General features: G+C 64.9%; 12 protein-coding genes. 5 read left to right on the top strand and 7 right to left on the bottom strand.

All coding sequences use genetic code 11. The features are described 5' to 3' along the window. Positions 1-90: 90 nt before the first annotated feature. Entirely contained in the window at positions 91-663 is a 573-nt protein-coding gene (locus KI797_RS03595) for a TetR/AcrR family transcriptional regulator (protein ID WP_226171475.1), read from the bottom strand. A 168-nt stretch (positions 664-831) separates the two neighbouring features. Here KI797_RS03595 and KI797_RS03590 point away from each other — a divergent pair, with 168 nt between their 5' ends. Together KI797_RS03590 and KI797_RS03585 are read left to right on the top strand one after the other, a co-directional pair. Further along, positions 832-1,869 carry an alkene reductase gene (locus KI797_RS03590; protein WP_226171473.1) on the top strand — a complete coding sequence of 346 codons (1,038 nt, stop codon included), beginning with the start codon at positions 832-834 and terminating at the stop codon, positions 1,867-1,869. Positions 1,870-2,141: 272 nt separating this feature from the next. Then, the gene (locus KI797_RS03585; RefSeq protein ID WP_226171471.1) at positions 2,142-3,050 is read left to right on the top strand and encodes a MarR family transcriptional regulator; all 909 of its coding nucleotides are present in this window, start codon (positions 2,142-2,144) and stop codon (positions 3,048-3,050) included. A gap of 104 nt (positions 3,051-3,154) precedes the next feature. Here KI797_RS03585 and KI797_RS03580 read toward each other — a convergent pair whose 3' ends face one another. From KI797_RS03580 to KI797_RS03570, 3 genes are all read right to left on the bottom strand, one after another. Next, on the bottom strand, positions 3,155-4,105 hold the full coding sequence (locus tag KI797_RS03580; protein WP_226171468.1) for a bile acid:sodium symporter family protein: 951 nt from the start codon (positions 4,103-4,105) through the stop codon (positions 3,155-3,157). A gap of 97 nt (positions 4,106-4,202) precedes the next feature. After that, on the bottom strand, positions 4,203-5,792 hold the full coding sequence (gene prfC / locus KI797_RS03575; RefSeq protein ID WP_264160794.1) for a peptide chain release factor 3: 1,590 nt from the start codon (positions 5,790-5,792) through the stop codon (positions 4,203-4,205). A gap of 251 nt (positions 5,793-6,043) precedes the next feature. Further along, entirely contained in the window at positions 6,044-7,918 is a 1,875-nt protein-coding gene (locus tag KI797_RS03570; RefSeq protein WP_226171464.1) for a GGDEF domain-containing protein, read from the bottom strand. Between the two features lie 188 nt (positions 7,919-8,106). Between KI797_RS03570 and KI797_RS03565 the strand changes: the two genes are divergently transcribed. Continuing rightward, positions 8,107-9,111 carry a sensor domain-containing diguanylate cyclase gene (locus KI797_RS03565; protein ID WP_226171463.1) on the top strand — a complete coding sequence of 335 codons (1,005 nt, stop codon included), beginning with the start codon at positions 8,107-8,109 and terminating at the stop codon, positions 9,109-9,111. Positions 9,112-9,135: 24 nt separating this feature from the next. Here the strand turns inward: KI797_RS03565 and viaA are convergent, their stop codons facing one another. Beyond that, complete coding sequence (gene viaA / locus KI797_RS03560) at positions 9,136-10,590, bottom strand: ATPase RavA stimulator ViaA (RefSeq protein WP_226171462.1); 1,455 nt, start codon at positions 10,588-10,590, stop codon at positions 9,136-9,138. 88 nt (positions 10,591-10,678) lie between these two features. Beyond that, on the bottom strand, positions 10,679-12,286 hold the full coding sequence (locus tag KI797_RS03555) for an ATPase RavA domain-containing protein (protein ID WP_226171461.1): 1,608 nt from the start codon (positions 12,284-12,286) through the stop codon (positions 10,679-10,681). Positions 12,287-12,509: 223 nt separating this feature from the next. On the opposite strand from KI797_RS03555, the gene KI797_RS03550 reads away from it, so the two are divergent. Next, positions 12,510-12,944: a hypothetical protein gene (locus KI797_RS03550; protein ID WP_226171460.1), complete on the top strand. Its 435-nt coding sequence runs from the start codon at positions 12,510-12,512 to the stop codon at positions 12,942-12,944. Between the two features lie 98 nt (positions 12,945-13,042). Next, a complete protein-coding gene (gene rimI, locus KI797_RS03545; RefSeq protein ID WP_139439695.1) occupies positions 13,043-13,492 on the top strand; it encodes a ribosomal protein S18-alanine N-acetyltransferase in 450 nt (149 codons plus the stop codon). A 94-nt stretch (positions 13,493-13,586) separates the two neighbouring features. On the opposite strand, the gene KI797_RS03540 is transcribed toward rimI, so the two are convergent. After that, complete coding sequence (locus KI797_RS03540; protein WP_226171459.1) at positions 13,587-14,129, bottom strand: thioredoxin family protein; 543 nt, start codon at positions 14,127-14,129, stop codon at positions 13,587-13,589. Positions 14,130-14,264 lie beyond the last annotated feature (135 nt).

The following is a 14,264-nucleotide window of genomic DNA, read 5'->3' as shown; positions in this document are numbered from 1 at the left end:
TCCTCCTGCCGATATCCTCACCATGAAGATGGAAGAGGGGGCAGGCAGGGGCAAGCAGCGGGGACAAATATAGGCCCAGAGGGCCGGGATTCAGCGCCGAGGGGTCAGGGCCACCATCAGCTGATCGACGACGCCCCCCAGCAGAGCGCGGTCTGGGTGGCACTGGGCGAAGGTCACCAGCCCCTGGATGTTGACCTGCAAGAAGGCGGTCAGGGTGGGAATGTCGCACCCGGGGGCCAGCTCCCCCCGCTCACTGGCCTTACGCAGCAGCTGCGCCAGGTCGCTCTCCAGCTCGCCATAGATGACCTTGAAGCGCAGGTGCAACTCTTCGTCCTGTTCCGCCAGCTCCATCAGGGTGCGGGTCAGCAGGCAGGAGCCTTGCAGGGCATCGTCCACCAACTGGGTGAAGAAGGCCTTCAGCCCGGCCAACGGGCTCGGTTGATCGAAGCAGCGACGGCGCAGGGCGCCCTTCTCCTGCACATAGTGATCGACCGCCGCCAGCAGCAGGCCCCGCTTGTTGCCAAAGGCGGCATAGAGACTGCCCGGGTGCAACCCGGTCGCCGCCACCAGATCCTGCATGGTGGTCTTGGCATAGCCTCTGGCTCGAAACGCCTCCATGGCGCTTCGCAGGACAAGGTCCCGATCAAATTCGGCACTGCGCATGGGATCTCCGCTGGCAAGGGCCCGGCGTACCGGGGAACAGGGCGGCAAGTTTACCCCAGCAGGCAGGCAAGACCAATCCATGTTGAATGCTTGTTCAAAAAAGACTTGCGTACAAACCAAAAAACGTCTTGAATGCCCATTCAAGAATCACCCCCGAGGACGCTCTGCATGGATACCCTGTTTCAACCTTACCGCCTCAACGGCACCCTCACCCTCGCGAATCGCTTCATGATGGCCCCCCTCACCCGCTGCATGGCGGGCCCGGGACTGGTGCCGACCGCGCAGATGGCTGCCTACTATGGCCGCCGCGCCGACATCGGCCTCATCATCTCCGAAGCCACCATCATTCGCCCGGACGGCCAGGGCTATCCCAACACCCCCGGCATCTACAGCCCTGAGCAGATCGCAGGCTGGAAACAGGTCACCGAGGCCGTGCACGCCAAGGGGGGCAAGATCTTCGCCCAGCTGTGGCACGTGGGTCGTCTCTCCCACCCCTTCTTCCATCACGCCGAAGTGCTGGCACCGTCTGCGGTCGCCCATGAAGGCACAGTGCCGCGCATGCGCGAACTGGTGTATCAGGTGCCCCGCGCCCTGAGCGAGAGCGACATTGCCCAGCTGGTCGAGGATTACGCCCAGGCCGCCGCCAACACCATCGAGGCGGGCTTTGACGGGGTGGAGATCCACGGCGCCAACGGCTACCTCATCGACCAGTTCCTGCACCACTCCAGCAACCTGCGCACCGACCAGTACGGCCAGACCCCGGAGAACATGAGCCGCTTCGCCCTGGAGGTGGTGGATGCCATCAACGCCCGCATCGGCAGCGAGCGGGTGGGCCTGCGTCTCTCCCCCGGTGCCTATGTGCACCTCGAAGGCGATGCGCGGGATCGCGCCGTGTTCGATTACCTGCTGGCCGAGCTGAACAAGCGTGCCCTGGCCTATGTGCACCTTGGCATCTTCGATGACAGCCTCACCTTCGACTACCTGGATGGCCGCGCCTCCGACTACCTGCGCGCCCACTACGACGGCCACCTGGTGGGGGTGGGCAACTACAGCGCCGAGACCGCCGCCGAGGCGATCCGCGCCGACCGCTTCGACCTCGTCGCCATCGGCCGCCCGCTTATCGCCAACCCTGACTATCTCGCCAAGGTGAAACAGGGCGACGCCCTGGTCCCCTATGCCGACACCATGCTGGCGGAATTGGTATAAACCGCGCCGCGCCCTGAGACAGCGCCGTGGCCGGCACCATGCTGGCCGAGCTGGTGTAAGCCGAGCCCGAGTCATACGCAGGCCGGGCCGCCTTTGCCCGGCCAGCGTGTTCCTGACCAAGGATGGGATCCGCGCACTGGCGCGGGTTTCCAATGTTTGGGCCCCTCTCCCGGGCCCTTTTTTGTGTCCGCCTTCTGGCTCATGAAATAGTTGTCATCAACAACCAGTTGGCTATATTGGTTGCAGGTAACAACGAGAAGGACACTCACAAGATGGATCCCCGCCCCCTGCGCGCCCTGTCACGGGAACTGGTACGCGAACTCGGCATGCTCTCCCAGCAGTGCGGCTCCCTGGCCCTCAGCCCCCTCGAGGCCCACCTGCTGATCGAGCTGGAGAATGGCCCCGCCACCAACCAGCAGCTCGCCGAGCAACTGCGCATCGACAAGTCCAACGCCAGCCGCCCCCTGGCCCGCCTCGCCGAGCGGGAGCTCATCGCCTGGCAGCCACACCCCTCGGACGGGCGCAGCAAGCAGGCGACCCTCACCGGACAGGGCAAGGCGCAGCTTGAGGAGCTGCACCGGCAGATGGATGAGGCCATGGCAGAGACCCTGGCCCAGCTCGCCCCCGAGGAGCGCGAACGGCTCTGGGAGGGCATGCGCCTCTATCGCAACGCCCTCTCCCGCGCCCGCCGCCAGCAGGGCTATCGCATCAGGCCCATCGCCCCTGAGGACAATGCCGCCATCGCCGCCGTGGTGCGCGCCGTCTCCGCCGAATACGGCCTCACCGCCGACAAGGGCTACGGGGTGGCAGATCCCAATCTCGACTTCCTCCATGAGACCTATCAGGGCAAGCACAGCCGTTATTGGGTGATAGAGGGGCCGGACGGCGCCATCCTAGGCGGGGGCGGCATAGCCCCCCTGGCGGGTGAAGCCGGGACCTGCGAGCTGCAGAAGATGTACTTCCTGCCCGCCCTGCGCGGCCTGGGGCTGGGGCGGAGACTGGTGCTGCAGGCCCTGGCCGAGGCACGCACGCTCGGTTACCAACGCTGCTATCTGGAGACCACGGCCGATCTGCGCGAGGCCACCAGCCTCTACGAGTCGCTGGGCTTCGTGCACCTGCCGGGGCCCCTTGGCTGCACCGGCCACGACGCCTGCGAGATCTGCATGGTGCTGGCGCTCTGAGTCGCCCCTGAGCCTGTCCCATCTCTTCTTCCCCTGTCACGGGAAGAGGGACAAAAAAGAGACCCCGCCGCAGCGGGGTCTCTTGCATGGAGCCAAAGCAGGCCTCAGTGATCCTTGACCACAGCCCCGGTTTGCCTCTCGGCGAGAAGCAGCGGCCGCCTGGCCCAGAAGCCGGCGAGCAGAGAGCCGGAGAGGTTGTGCCAGACCGAGAACAGGGTGCCCGCCACGGCGGAGGCCGGGGTGAAGAACTTCATTGCGAGCGCCGTGGCCAGCCCGGAGTTTTGCAGCCCCACCTCGAAGGCGATGGTGCGGCAGATGCGCTCATCGAAGCCAAGCCATCGGCTCATCCAGTAACCCGCCGTGATGCCTATGCCGTTATGGAGGATCACCGCCAGCGCCACTATGGGACCTATGGAGGCGAACTGGCCGGCATTGAGGGCCACGACGGTGGCGATGATCAGCACTATGGCCACCATGGAAACCAGCGGCAGCAGAGGCTCTAGCCTCGCGGTCAGGGAGTGCAGCCAGACGTTGGCCAGGACCCCGATGACCACCGGGATCAGCACTATCTTGAGCAGGCTCAACAGCATGTCCAGCACGGGGACATCGACGCTCTTGCCAGCCAGCAGTTGCACCAGCAGCGGGGTGATGATCACCCCAAGCAAGGTGGAGAGCGCCGTCATGGTGATGGAGAGGGCCACATCCCCCTTGGCGAGGTAGCACATCACGTTGGAGGAGGTGCCACCGGCGACGCTGCCCACCAGCACCATGCCCACGGTCAGCTCGGCATCGAAACCGAGCAGCAGGCTGATCAGCAGGGCCGCCAGCGGCATCACGCTGAACTGCAACACCAGTCCCAGTCCGATGGCCCTCTTGTTGTTTACCACGTCGAGGAAGTTGGCGGGGCGCAGGGTCAGCCCCATGGCCAGCATGATGATGGTGAGCAGCGGCACTATCTGGGTCTTGAGATCGACGAACAGCGCTGGCTGCCAGTAAGCCAGCACTGAAAACAGCAAGGCCCAGAGCGGGAAGAGGTTGGTAATGCGTCCAAGCATGGTGATCTCCTGATCTGAAATAGAACGCGGGCAAAAAAAAGAAGGCCCGCGAGGGCCTTCTTTTATATCAGCTTTTGCCGCCTGGGGGCGCGCGTTATCAGTGCTCGCGGGTCTGGCGGAAGTGAACGTCCGGGTGACGCTCCTGGGCCAGCCGCAGGTTGACCATGGTCGGGGCTATGTAGGTGAGGTTGTCACCACCATCCAGCGCCAGGTTGACCTCGTTCTTGCGCTTGAACTCCTCGAACTTCTTGACGTCGGTCCCTTCCACCCAGCGGGCGGTGGAGACGTTGACCGCCTCGTAGATGGCCTCGACGTTGTACTCGCTCTTGAGGCGGGAGACCACCACGTCGAACTGCAGCACACCGACGGCGCCGACGATGAGATCGTTACTGATCAGCGGACGGAATACCTGCACGGCCCCCTCTTCGGAGAGCTGCACCAACCCCTTGAGCAGTTGCTTCTGCTTGAGGGGGTCGCGCAGGCGGATGCGGCGGAACAGTTCGGGGGCGAAGTTCGGGATGCCGGTGAACTTGAGATCCTCACCCTGGGTGAAGGTGTCACCGATCTGGATGGTACCGTGGTTGTGCAGCCCGATGATGTCACCGGCGCACGCCTCGACCGCCTGCTCACGGTCACCGGCCATGAAGGTGACGGCGTCGGAGATGTTCACATCCTTGCCGATGCGCACGTGGCGCATCTTCATGCCCTTGGAGTAGGTGCCGGAGACGATGCGCATGAAGGCGATACGGTCGCGGTGTTTCGGATCCATGTTCGCCTGGATCTTGAACACGAAGCCGGAGAACTTCTCCTCGGTCGCTTCAACCAGACGGCTCTCGGCCTTGCGCGGCATGGGGGACGGCGCCCAGTCGGTCAGGCCGTCCAGCATGTGGTCGACACCGAAGTTGCCCAGCGCGGTCCCGAAGAAGACAGGGGTCATCTCGCCGGCGATGAAGGCCTCGTGATCGAACTCCGGAGAGGCGCCCTGCACCAGCTCCAGTTCGCCGCGCAGCTGGGCGGCCAGATCTTCACCTATGGCGGCGTCCAGCTCCGGGTTGTTCAGCCCCTTCACCACCCGTTTCTCCTGGATGGTGTGGCCCTGACCGGTCTGATACAGATAGGTCTCGTCCTTGTAGAGGTGGTAGACACCCTTGAAGGACTTGCCGCAGCCGATGGGCCAGGTGATGGGGGCGCACATGATCTTCAGCTCGCGCTCCACCTCGTCCATCACTTCCATGGGATCGCGCACTTCGCGGTCCAGCTTGTTCATGAAGGTGAGGATGGGGGTGTCCCGCAGCCGGGTCACTTCCATCAGCTTGCGGGTCCGATCTTCGACGCCCTTGGCGGCATCGATGACCATCAGGCAGCAATCCACAGCCGTGAGCGTACGATAGGTATCTTCGGAGAAGTCCTCGTGACCCGGGGTATCGAGCAGATTGACCAGACAGTCCGCATAGGGGAACTGCATCACCGAGGTGGTGATGGAGATACCGCGCTGCTTCTCCATCTCCATCCAGTCGGATTTGGCATGCTGGCCTGAGCCACGGCCCTTGACGGTACCGGCGCGCTGAATGGCCTGTCCGAACAGCAGGACTTTTTCGGTGATGGTGGTCTTACCCGCATCCGGGTGCGAGATGATCGCAAAAGTGCGTCTCTTGGAGACTTCACTCAGAAATTCAGCTGACATAATTCGACGTTCTTCTATTGAGCGGCGGCCTGGAGCCACCGTGGGAATAAATGCGGGACAGCACCTTGGGATCAGGGCTCCCATGCAGACAACGACGCCACGCAGCCGGGTCATGGAACCCGCAGGTGGAAAAAGGAGGAGCGCTGCGTTACATGGGCCTTCTCGCCTGAGTCAAAGCAAAATTGCGCGACATTATACCCGCGCGAGTGAAAAATACCCAGCCCGGCATGAGGGGGCTGAAGGGCGGTTCGGGATCAGGCCGCCTTCACCACCCGGTTGCGCCCCGCCAGCTTGGCACCGTACATGGCCTCGTCGGCCCGGCGGATCAGCTCCCCGAGATTGTCATCCTCTGCCCTGTACTCGGCACAGCCTATGCTGACGTGGATGGGGTGATCCGCAGGCACCCCCTCGATGACGAGGCGGGAGACGGCGAGCCGCACCCGCTCGGCCACCTCGGCCGCCTCCTCAAGATCGGTGTCGGGCAGCAGCACCAGAAACTCCTCCCCGCCGTTGCGCCCCACCCGATCCAGGCTGCGCACCTGCTCCTCGATGCACTGGGCCACGGCGGTCAGCACCCTATCCCCCACCTGGTGGCCGAGCCGGTCGTTGACCTTCTTGAAGTGATCGATGTCCAGCAGCAGCACGCACAGCGGCTTGCCGCTCGCGCGCGCCTGGGCGAACCATTTTCGCCCCTTGGCCTGGATCTGGCGCCGGTTGTGGATGCCCGTCAGCTCGTCCGTCATGGCGAGACGCTGCATCTTGCGGGTACGGCCCCGCTGGTGGATCACCAGTATCCCCATGACCAGCAGCAGCAGGGCCGCCACCAGAAATTGCCAGTAGCGTCGCTCCTGCAACTGCTTGAACTTTTCGGCCTGCAACTGCTGCTGGGCTCTGAGGGTCTGGTTCTCCAGCTCCTTGCGCGCCAGATCGAACTCGAAACGCATCTGCAGGGCCCGCTGTTCCCGCAGCCGCTGATCCAGTGCATGACGGGTCTGCACGAAGGCCTTGAGGCTGGCCAGGGCCTCCCCGACCCGTCCCTGACGCTCCAGCACCCGGGCGCGCACCTCGTGCACCCAGGCGAGGAAGCGCAGGTTCTGCTCCCGGGCAAAAATCGGCTCGGCCTCATCCAGGTGTCGCAGCGCCTCGGCCGGTTTGCCCATGGCATCCTGCACGGTGGCCATGACGATGTGCCAGTGGCCCAGGGTCACGCTGTCCGCCCCTTCCCCCCGATGCAGCAAGGTGGCAGCCTGTTCCAGCTTGGCCATGGCCTGCGCCGTCTTGCCCTGTTTGAGCAGGATGGTGGCCAGCTCTATCCTGCTCCAGGCCAGCACCCCGTCCTGCTGCTGCGCCTCATAGTAGCGCTCGGCCTCCACCATCAGCGGCAGCGCCTTGTCGTACTCTGCCGTGTCGATATAGAGCAGTCCCTGCTGGGTGTGGATATCCACCAGCCGCTCGACATCCCCCAGCGTCCGGTAGTCGTGCTCCAGCTCCTGGAAATAGCCCTCGGCCCGCTCGAAGAGCCCCATCCTGCGATAGGCATTGGCGATCCTGGCCAGCACCTCGCGCCCCTTGCTCTCCAGCCCCAGGGCCTCGTAACGGCGATGGGCATCGATAAGCTCCATCAGCCCCTCGGCCAGCTCCCCCTGGTAGGAGTACATCTCCCCCCGCAGGTTGAGGATGTCGGCCCGCTGCCGTTCATCCCCCAGCCTGCGCGCCAGGGTCAGGGCGGCGGCGTAGTCCAGCCTCGCCTCGTCCATGTTGCCGAGTAACTGCTGATGATAACCGCGGCAGGCGAGCAGGCCGCTCTCGGCGACCCTGTCCTTGCGGCCCCTCACCTCTGCCAGCGCCCGATCGGCAAACTGCACCGCGCGCAAGAACTCCTCGTCCCGCTCGCTCGGCTGGGCCCAGCACTGCAACCGGGCGATGCGTCCCTGCACCTCGGGCGGATAGGCATCGACATGGGCAACCAGGGCGGCGACACGGGCGCGATACGCCAGCAGGGGCGGTGCATCATCCTCCAGTTGCTGCAGCTCTTGTGACAACGCGGGCTCGCTCAGCCGGGGGGACACCGCGAAGGCGGGTGTCACCCCCAGCCATAACAGCAGGCTACAGCCCATCAGGATCTTCATGCTGATTCAGTCTCCCCGTTCGATGGCCCGGACGCCGTGCCCATCGCCTCAATCATATCCCTGCTTGCCATGGGCGCACAGCCACGGCATTCATTGCCGTGTCAGCGCTCACTCCCGCTATCTCATTCTTTACAGAAGGAAAGTCTGCATCGACTATAAGCGAACTGATACAAGGGAAGGGATGATGAATGACCTACGAGGAGCTGCGGGAGGCTTACGACAGGTTGTTGCTGGAGAACGAGCGCCTCAAACGCATCGCGGATGACGCACGGGAGAAGCTGGATGCCGCCATGGACGGCACCGGCCTGTGCATCTGGCAGAACCATGTTCCCACCGGCAAGCTCATCATCTTCAACCGGCGCTGGGGATCCATGCTCGGCTATCAGCCCAAGGAGCTGTCGGCCCACTTCGACACCTGGCGTGAACACCTGCACCCGGAAGACAGGGAGCGGGTGCTGCAGGCCTTCTTCGACCATCTGGAGGGCAAGAGCCCCTTCTATCAGGTGATGCACCGGATGATCGCCAAGGATGGCAAGACCACCTGGGTGCTGGACAGGGGTCGGGTGGTGGAGCGGGATGAGCAGGGCAACCCGCTGCGGGTGATGGGCACCCACATCGACATCACCCACGAGAAGGAGTACGAGCAGCAGCTGGCCCAGCTGGCACACCGGGATCCCCTCACCGGCCTGCTCAATCGCACCGCCCTGCACCGCCAGTTCCCCGGGGAATGCAGGGCCATCTGCTTCATCGATCTCGATGACTTCAAGCAGGTGAACGACAACCTGGGCCACCGCGCCGGCGACGAGCTGCTGGTGGCCCTCAGCCAGCGGCTGCGCCACTGCTGTGGTGAGGAGGTCAGACTGGGTCGGCTCGGGGGGGATGAGTTCGTGCTGTTGCTGCCCTGGCCGAGCGAGGATCCCCGCACCAGCCACCTGGCCCGTCAATGCATCGATGCCATCGCCACTCCGTTCGAGCTGCCCAATGGGGAGGCGGCCGTGGGCCTGAGCATGGGGATAGCGGCCATCCGGCCTCAGGATGATTTCAGCACGGCGCTGGCCCGGGCCGATCAGGCCATGTACAAGGTCAAACGCAGCGGCAAACGGGGATTTCATATCGCCCAGCCGAGCGGCCAGCCGCTGCTGGATCAGGATCAGGTCAGCGAACGGGGTCTCTATCACAGGACCGGTATCTGACACCGGAGCGGCGCCAACCCGTCCCTAGCTGCGTTGCCAGCGCCTGAGCAGGCGGCCACGCAGACCGCAGTCCAGCAGCCAGCTGTTGTCGAACACCCGCAGGATCGCCGATTTGGCGTGCCTGGACATGGCGACGGCGTGGAAGCGGGTCTGCTGCGCTCGCCGCCGGTTCATCCGATCGAGCAGGGCATGGGGCAGACTCTGGGCGATGAAGTCGGAGATCACCAGCACGTCGGCCCTGGCAAAATCCGGTTGCTCGAGCTGTACCAGCGCCTGCTCGAGGCAGGGCACCAGATCGGTGCCGCCGTGGAAACTCATGGAGAGGAAGCGTTCCGCCTTGTCCAGCCCGGTGTCGGCGGTGATCTCGAGCGTCGCAACCTCGGTGGAAAATAACATGAGATAGCAGCCCCGTTTCTCGTCCATCGCCACCTTGAGCAGCGCGAGGAACAGTGCCTTGGCGCACTCCTCCGGATAGCCACCCATGGAGCCCGAGGTATCGACGCAGACGATGAAGGGGCCGCGCGGCTGCACCTCCTGTCCCCCCTGCTCCGGGGAGCGCTGCATCAGGCGCTGGCGCGGCAATGTGCCCCGCGACTGATAGCTCAGCAGGCGCCGCTCCAGATAACGGCGATAGAACTCCAGCTCCAGCTCCGGCAAGGCCAGCATCACCGCCTCGCTCGGCAAGAGGCGCATCAGATCGCTGGCCGGGTGCACCCCCACCAGATCGTCAGGTACGTCGTCGGTCTGCACCTCTTCCAGCTCGTGCATAGGCACAGGGGGCAGCGTCCGGGCGTCGGTTCGCCTGTCCCGCTCGCTGCGCCCCAGCAGGGCCGCTATCTCCCCCAGCAGGGGTTCGCGCTGCAACATGCGGGCATATTGTTGCACCAGCACCAGGCTGCGTTTGTGCCAGCTGCCCTGGGCCAGATCCCAGAGTCCCCCGGCGGAGATCTGGTGCGGATCCAGCGCATCGGCCAGGGTCCGGTTCGCCAGCAGCTGATTCTCTATCTCCTGGCGCTGCTTCTCCCGCTCCGCTTCGGCGATCTGCTGCTGCAACTGCAGCAGGCTGCCCACCAGGCTGGCCCGCCACTTCTCCACGAACAGCTGACGCAGCCCCTCGGTCGGCTGCACCATGATCTGGCGCACCAGGCTGCGGGCATCCCCGGCGAAGGGGCTGTGCTGCTCCAGCGCCTCCAGCAGGGCCGGTAGCCGCCCCACCAGCTCGGGCAGGGGCAGCAATCTGTGGGCCTGATAGAGCAGGTACTCCTGCTCCAGCGCCACCGGCACCGGCTTGTGGCGCATCTCCTCGCCGAGCTGCTCGCTCCAGGTCTGTATGCGTTTTTTCAGCAGCTTCCCCTGCAGCGGGGAGCGTTTGAGGAATTCGGAGATCTTGGGGGTGGACGCCAGCAGCAGCGCCATCTCCCCCGCCAGCTCCCCCTCGCCGATGAGCAGCCCCAGATCCATCATGCCGATCTCTAGCATGGGCACTCCCTATGCAAGGGGCCCACGGCGTCATCCTGCCGGTATGGCAGGCGGCCAAGGGCTGGTGGCGGCGTCAGTTCGGAGCGCATCAGGCATCGAGCCTGGGCAGGCGATCCCGCCACTGCTTCAGTTCCTCGCCCAGCCGTTCCAGGTCCCGGTTCAGCACGAAGAAGCTGTCCTCCACCTGGCGCAGCCAGTGCTCCCCGACAAACAGGTGGGGCTGGTGACGATCGAACAGGCTGCGCTGCCCCTTGAGGCTCTGCTGCACCCGGACAACCTGGCTCGCCAGCTCACCGAGCTCGGTCTGCCAGGGGGCCGTCACCACCTCGGGGATGGGGGTTCGCTCCACCAGCACCAGGGGCACGGGCTGACGCTGGACATCCAGTACCTGCAGCCGCAACTGCTCGTCGAGCACCAGCTCGTAGTGCCCCTCCTTGGGGTTGCCAAGGGGCCAGCCCACCAGCGCCTCCCCGGTGGGGTGCCAGTGGGAGAGCAGGGTGCGATCGAAGGTGAGGGTCTCGGTGAGGCGCTCGGGATCCCCGCCATCCAGGGGCGCCGGGGTGAGCAGGTGGAAGTGCACCTGCTTGCCGAACGGTTTGGCGTTGGCCAGCGGCAACTCGGTGCCGCGGGCGCGGCGACCGAACCACTGCTTGCGCTTGACCGCCTTGCAGCCGAGGCGCTGGGCGACGGCCCCCTTGAGCTGCTTGAACCGCTCGCGCAGGGCCAGCAGCTCACGGGTCAGCACCAGTTGCTGGTAACCGTAGAGGCGGGAGAACTCGCCGATCATCTCCAGCAAGGCGGTGCGGGAGGCCTCGTCGTGCCAGAGGCAATCCTTGAACAGCAGCAGATCCAGCGGGGCGACCTCGTCGCGACCGTTGAAGAAGGCGCTCGCCTTGATGAGCCTGACCGCCTTCTTCCAGCGCCGATCCGACACATAGCAGCCGTGACCGAGCTGGCTGTCGAGCTGCTGGCGCAGCTGATAGATGAGTTCGAAACAGGCGTCGGGCAGGCGCACCTGCTCGATCTCCGCCTGCCAGGCCTCGTACTCCTCCCCCCGGATCTGCACCGAGGGCGTCAGGTTCTGGTGGGATTGGCCATCACTCGCCAGCATGGCCTGGAAGTTGGATTTCTCCTGCACCCTGTCCATCCAGATCCGCACCAGCATGCGATCGTAGAGCGCCTCCAACCCGCTGTCCGGGGCGGGCAGCTCGTTCGATGCGGTCACCAGCAGCCGCATGGGAATGGGGTGCTGGCTGTCGCCGTTGCGGAACTGCCGCTCGTTGATGGCGGTGAGCAGGGTGTTGAGGATGGCCGGGCCCGCCTTCCAAATCTCGTCGAGAAACACCACCTCGGCCTCCGGCAGGTAGCCGTGAGTCAGTCTCAGGTACTTGCCATCCTCCTTGAGCGCCTGGATGGAGAGGGGGCCGAACACCTCCTCCGGCGTGCTGAAGCGGGTCATCAGGTATTCGAAGTGGCGGGCATCGTGAAAGGCGAGCTTGAGGCGCCGCGCGATCAGGCTCTTGGCGATGCCCGGGGGGCCCAGCAGGAAGACGCTCTCGCCACTCAAGGCCGCCAGCAGGCCGAGCCGCAGAGCGTCCTGGCGCTCATACAGCCCCTCCCCGAGGGCGGCCAGCAGCCGTGGCAGGCGCTCATGGATGGGGGTGGCACGAACAGTATTCTGGGCTAAAGGCGGCATAGGCACAGTTCCGAAGCTGGTATGGTCATAGTGTCCACGGGGTCCGGCCTCTGGCCCCGCCTCACTGTCATGGTCTGTTGAATCTGCTCATCCCGCGGTCGGGGTCGAGATCGTACGGCCCCGGCGGGACAATCCCGGCACGCAAGGGGGTGCAGCAAAACCTGCGAGAGTGTACTCTGCGCATCAGAATTTACCCCAATGCAGATCAAGAGTGAGCCTTCGCATGCAAGATCCCCTGCTGGACCCACTGCGTCAGCGCATCCTGGCCCGGATGGGCATCCCCCTCTGGCAACTGAGAGCCAGGGGCCTGCCAGACCAACCGGCAGACGCTGCGGCAACCCGGCAGCCGCCGGTGACCCTGGCGGCAGCGGATGCGGCGACCCCACGCCAGCCGGTGGCAATGCCGACCGGCAAGCTGTGGCTGCAGGCCGAGGCGCTGCCCGCGCCCTCCTTGCTCGGGGATATCTGCCAGTGGCTAGGCATAGGCACGGACGAGGTCTCCTTGCTCGGCGAGCTGCCCGAGGGGGTGACACCTCCCCTGCTCTGGCTGACGGCGCCGGATCCGCGCTGGCCCCATGCCCTGGTCTGCCCGCTCAAGCCAGGCGCTGCGCACAAGCGCGCCCTCTGGCAGCAGTGCCGGCAGCGCCAGCCCGGTTGAACCGGCCAGCCGCCAAGATCCTTGAAGCCACGACCATGGCATGACCATGCCGTCCGTCGCAAGTCCGAATCCCGTCCGGAGTAACCATGTCTAACCTCTTGCCCAGCTTTCGTCCCCTGCTCGAATCCGATTTCGATGCCATCTATCCCATAGAGCGGGCCGCCCACCAGGAGCCCTGGAGCCAGGCCAACCTGCTCTCCTGCTTCGGGCCGCGCTATCTCAACGGCCTGATGCTGGTGGAGGGCCGTCCCGCCGGTTTCTATATCTCGGATCTGGTGGCGGGAGACAGCTCGCTGATGAACATCTGCGTGCACCCCGAGTTTCAGGGCAAGGGGCTGGGTCGGGCGCTGCTCAAGGAATATCTGGCCCGCAGCAAGGCGAAGGGGGCCGAGGCCTGGTTTCTGGAGGTGCGGGCGGGCAACCGCACCGCCATCGGCCTCTACGAGAGCGAGGGGTTTGCCGAGTATTGCCGCCGCGCCGACTACTACGGCACCGGCCAGGACAGGGAAGACGCCGTGCTGATGTCCCGCCTGTTCGACTTCGGCTGATCCCCCTCGGCTTGGGTCAGAAGGCCATCCACAACGGACAAGGGGGCATGCCGCCCCCTTGTCGCTCTGTACATCCCGGCACCGCACTCGCCCCTCAGGGCAGGGGCGCATTGTCGATGGAGGGATCCTCCAGGCTGAGGGTGACCCTCAGCACCGCCTCGAAGGCGGCCCCCGAGAGCGGCATGAAGAAGCCGCGCCCGTAGGTGACCCCTGGCATCCAGATCTGCTGGATATCCACCGCCACCTTGATGGGCCTAAGCGGCTCTCCCGGTCGCTGCACATAGATGCCGGGCGCGGTCGCCACCTGAGGGAAGCGCCGCAGTATGTGCTCGCTGCCATCCCCCGCATCCGGGTTGAGCCGCACCTTGGCCAGCCCCGCCAGGGCGGATTGCATCTCGGGGGCGCGCCACAGCTCGTTATTGAGCGCCTTGCAGCGTCGGCATTTGGCGCGCTCTATCACGTAGAGCAAGGGGTATCCTTCGCTCAGCGCCAGCCGCTGCGCCTGCTCATAACCCTCGGCCCCGCTCAGCCAGGGGTTGTCCTGCTCCCCTGATCCGCCAAGGACAAACCAGAGTGCACCGGCTCCCGCCAGCAGCAACAACATGCCCGTCAACAGACTCTTGACCCCGATCCCCATGGCGCTACTCCCTGAATGAATCCGACCCTTGTCCTTATCATGCCTGACTCTCCCTGAGTTGACGACTTTGTGATCCAGGACAAATGGCGCACACTTGTAAGCTGTAATGTTAGAGTTTAAACTCCAGCCCCGATT

The organism is Aeromonas media (genome assembly GCF_020423125.1).
Taxonomy (GTDB): domain Bacteria; phylum Pseudomonadota; class Gammaproteobacteria; order Enterobacterales; family Aeromonadaceae; genus Aeromonas; species Aeromonas media.
The sequence above is the reverse complement of the archived record's forward strand: the minus strand, read 5'-3'. Positions and strand labels throughout refer to the sequence as shown.

What these genes read in the sequence shown, in the direction of transcription:
- KI797_RS03595 (WP_226171475.1), bottom strand. Translation starts at nt 663, where the DNA reads ATGCGCAGTGCCGAATTTGATCGGGACCTTGTCCTGCGAAGCGCCATG.
- KI797_RS03590 (WP_226171473.1), top strand. Translation starts at nt 832, where the DNA reads ATGGATACCCTGTTTCAACCTTACCGCCTCAACGGCACCCTCACCCTC.
- KI797_RS03585 (WP_226171471.1), top strand. Translation starts at nt 2,142, where the DNA reads ATGGATCCCCGCCCCCTGCGCGCCCTGTCACGGGAACTGGTACGCGAA.
- KI797_RS03580 (WP_226171468.1), bottom strand. Translation starts at nt 4,105, where the DNA reads ATGCTTGGACGCATTACCAACCTCTTCCCGCTCTGGGCCTTGCTGTTT.
- KI797_RS03570 (WP_226171464.1), bottom strand. Translation starts at nt 7,918, where the DNA reads ATGAAGATCCTGATGGGCTGTAGCCTGCTGTTATGGCTGGGGGTGACA.
- KI797_RS03565 (WP_226171463.1), top strand. Translation starts at nt 8,107, where the DNA reads ATGACCTACGAGGAGCTGCGGGAGGCTTACGACAGGTTGTTGCTGGAG.
- viaA (WP_226171462.1), bottom strand. Translation starts at nt 10,590, where the DNA reads ATGCTAGAGATCGGCATGATGGATCTGGGGCTGCTCATCGGCGAGGGG.
- KI797_RS03555 (WP_226171461.1), bottom strand. Translation starts at nt 12,286, where the DNA reads ATGCCGCCTTTAGCCCAGAATACTGTTCGTGCCACCCCCATCCATGAG.
- KI797_RS03550 (WP_226171460.1), top strand. Translation starts at nt 12,510, where the DNA reads ATGCAAGATCCCCTGCTGGACCCACTGCGTCAGCGCATCCTGGCCCGG.
- KI797_RS03540 (WP_226171459.1), bottom strand. Translation starts at nt 14,129, where the DNA reads ATGGGGATCGGGGTCAAGAGTCTGTTGACGGGCATGTTGTTGCTGCTG.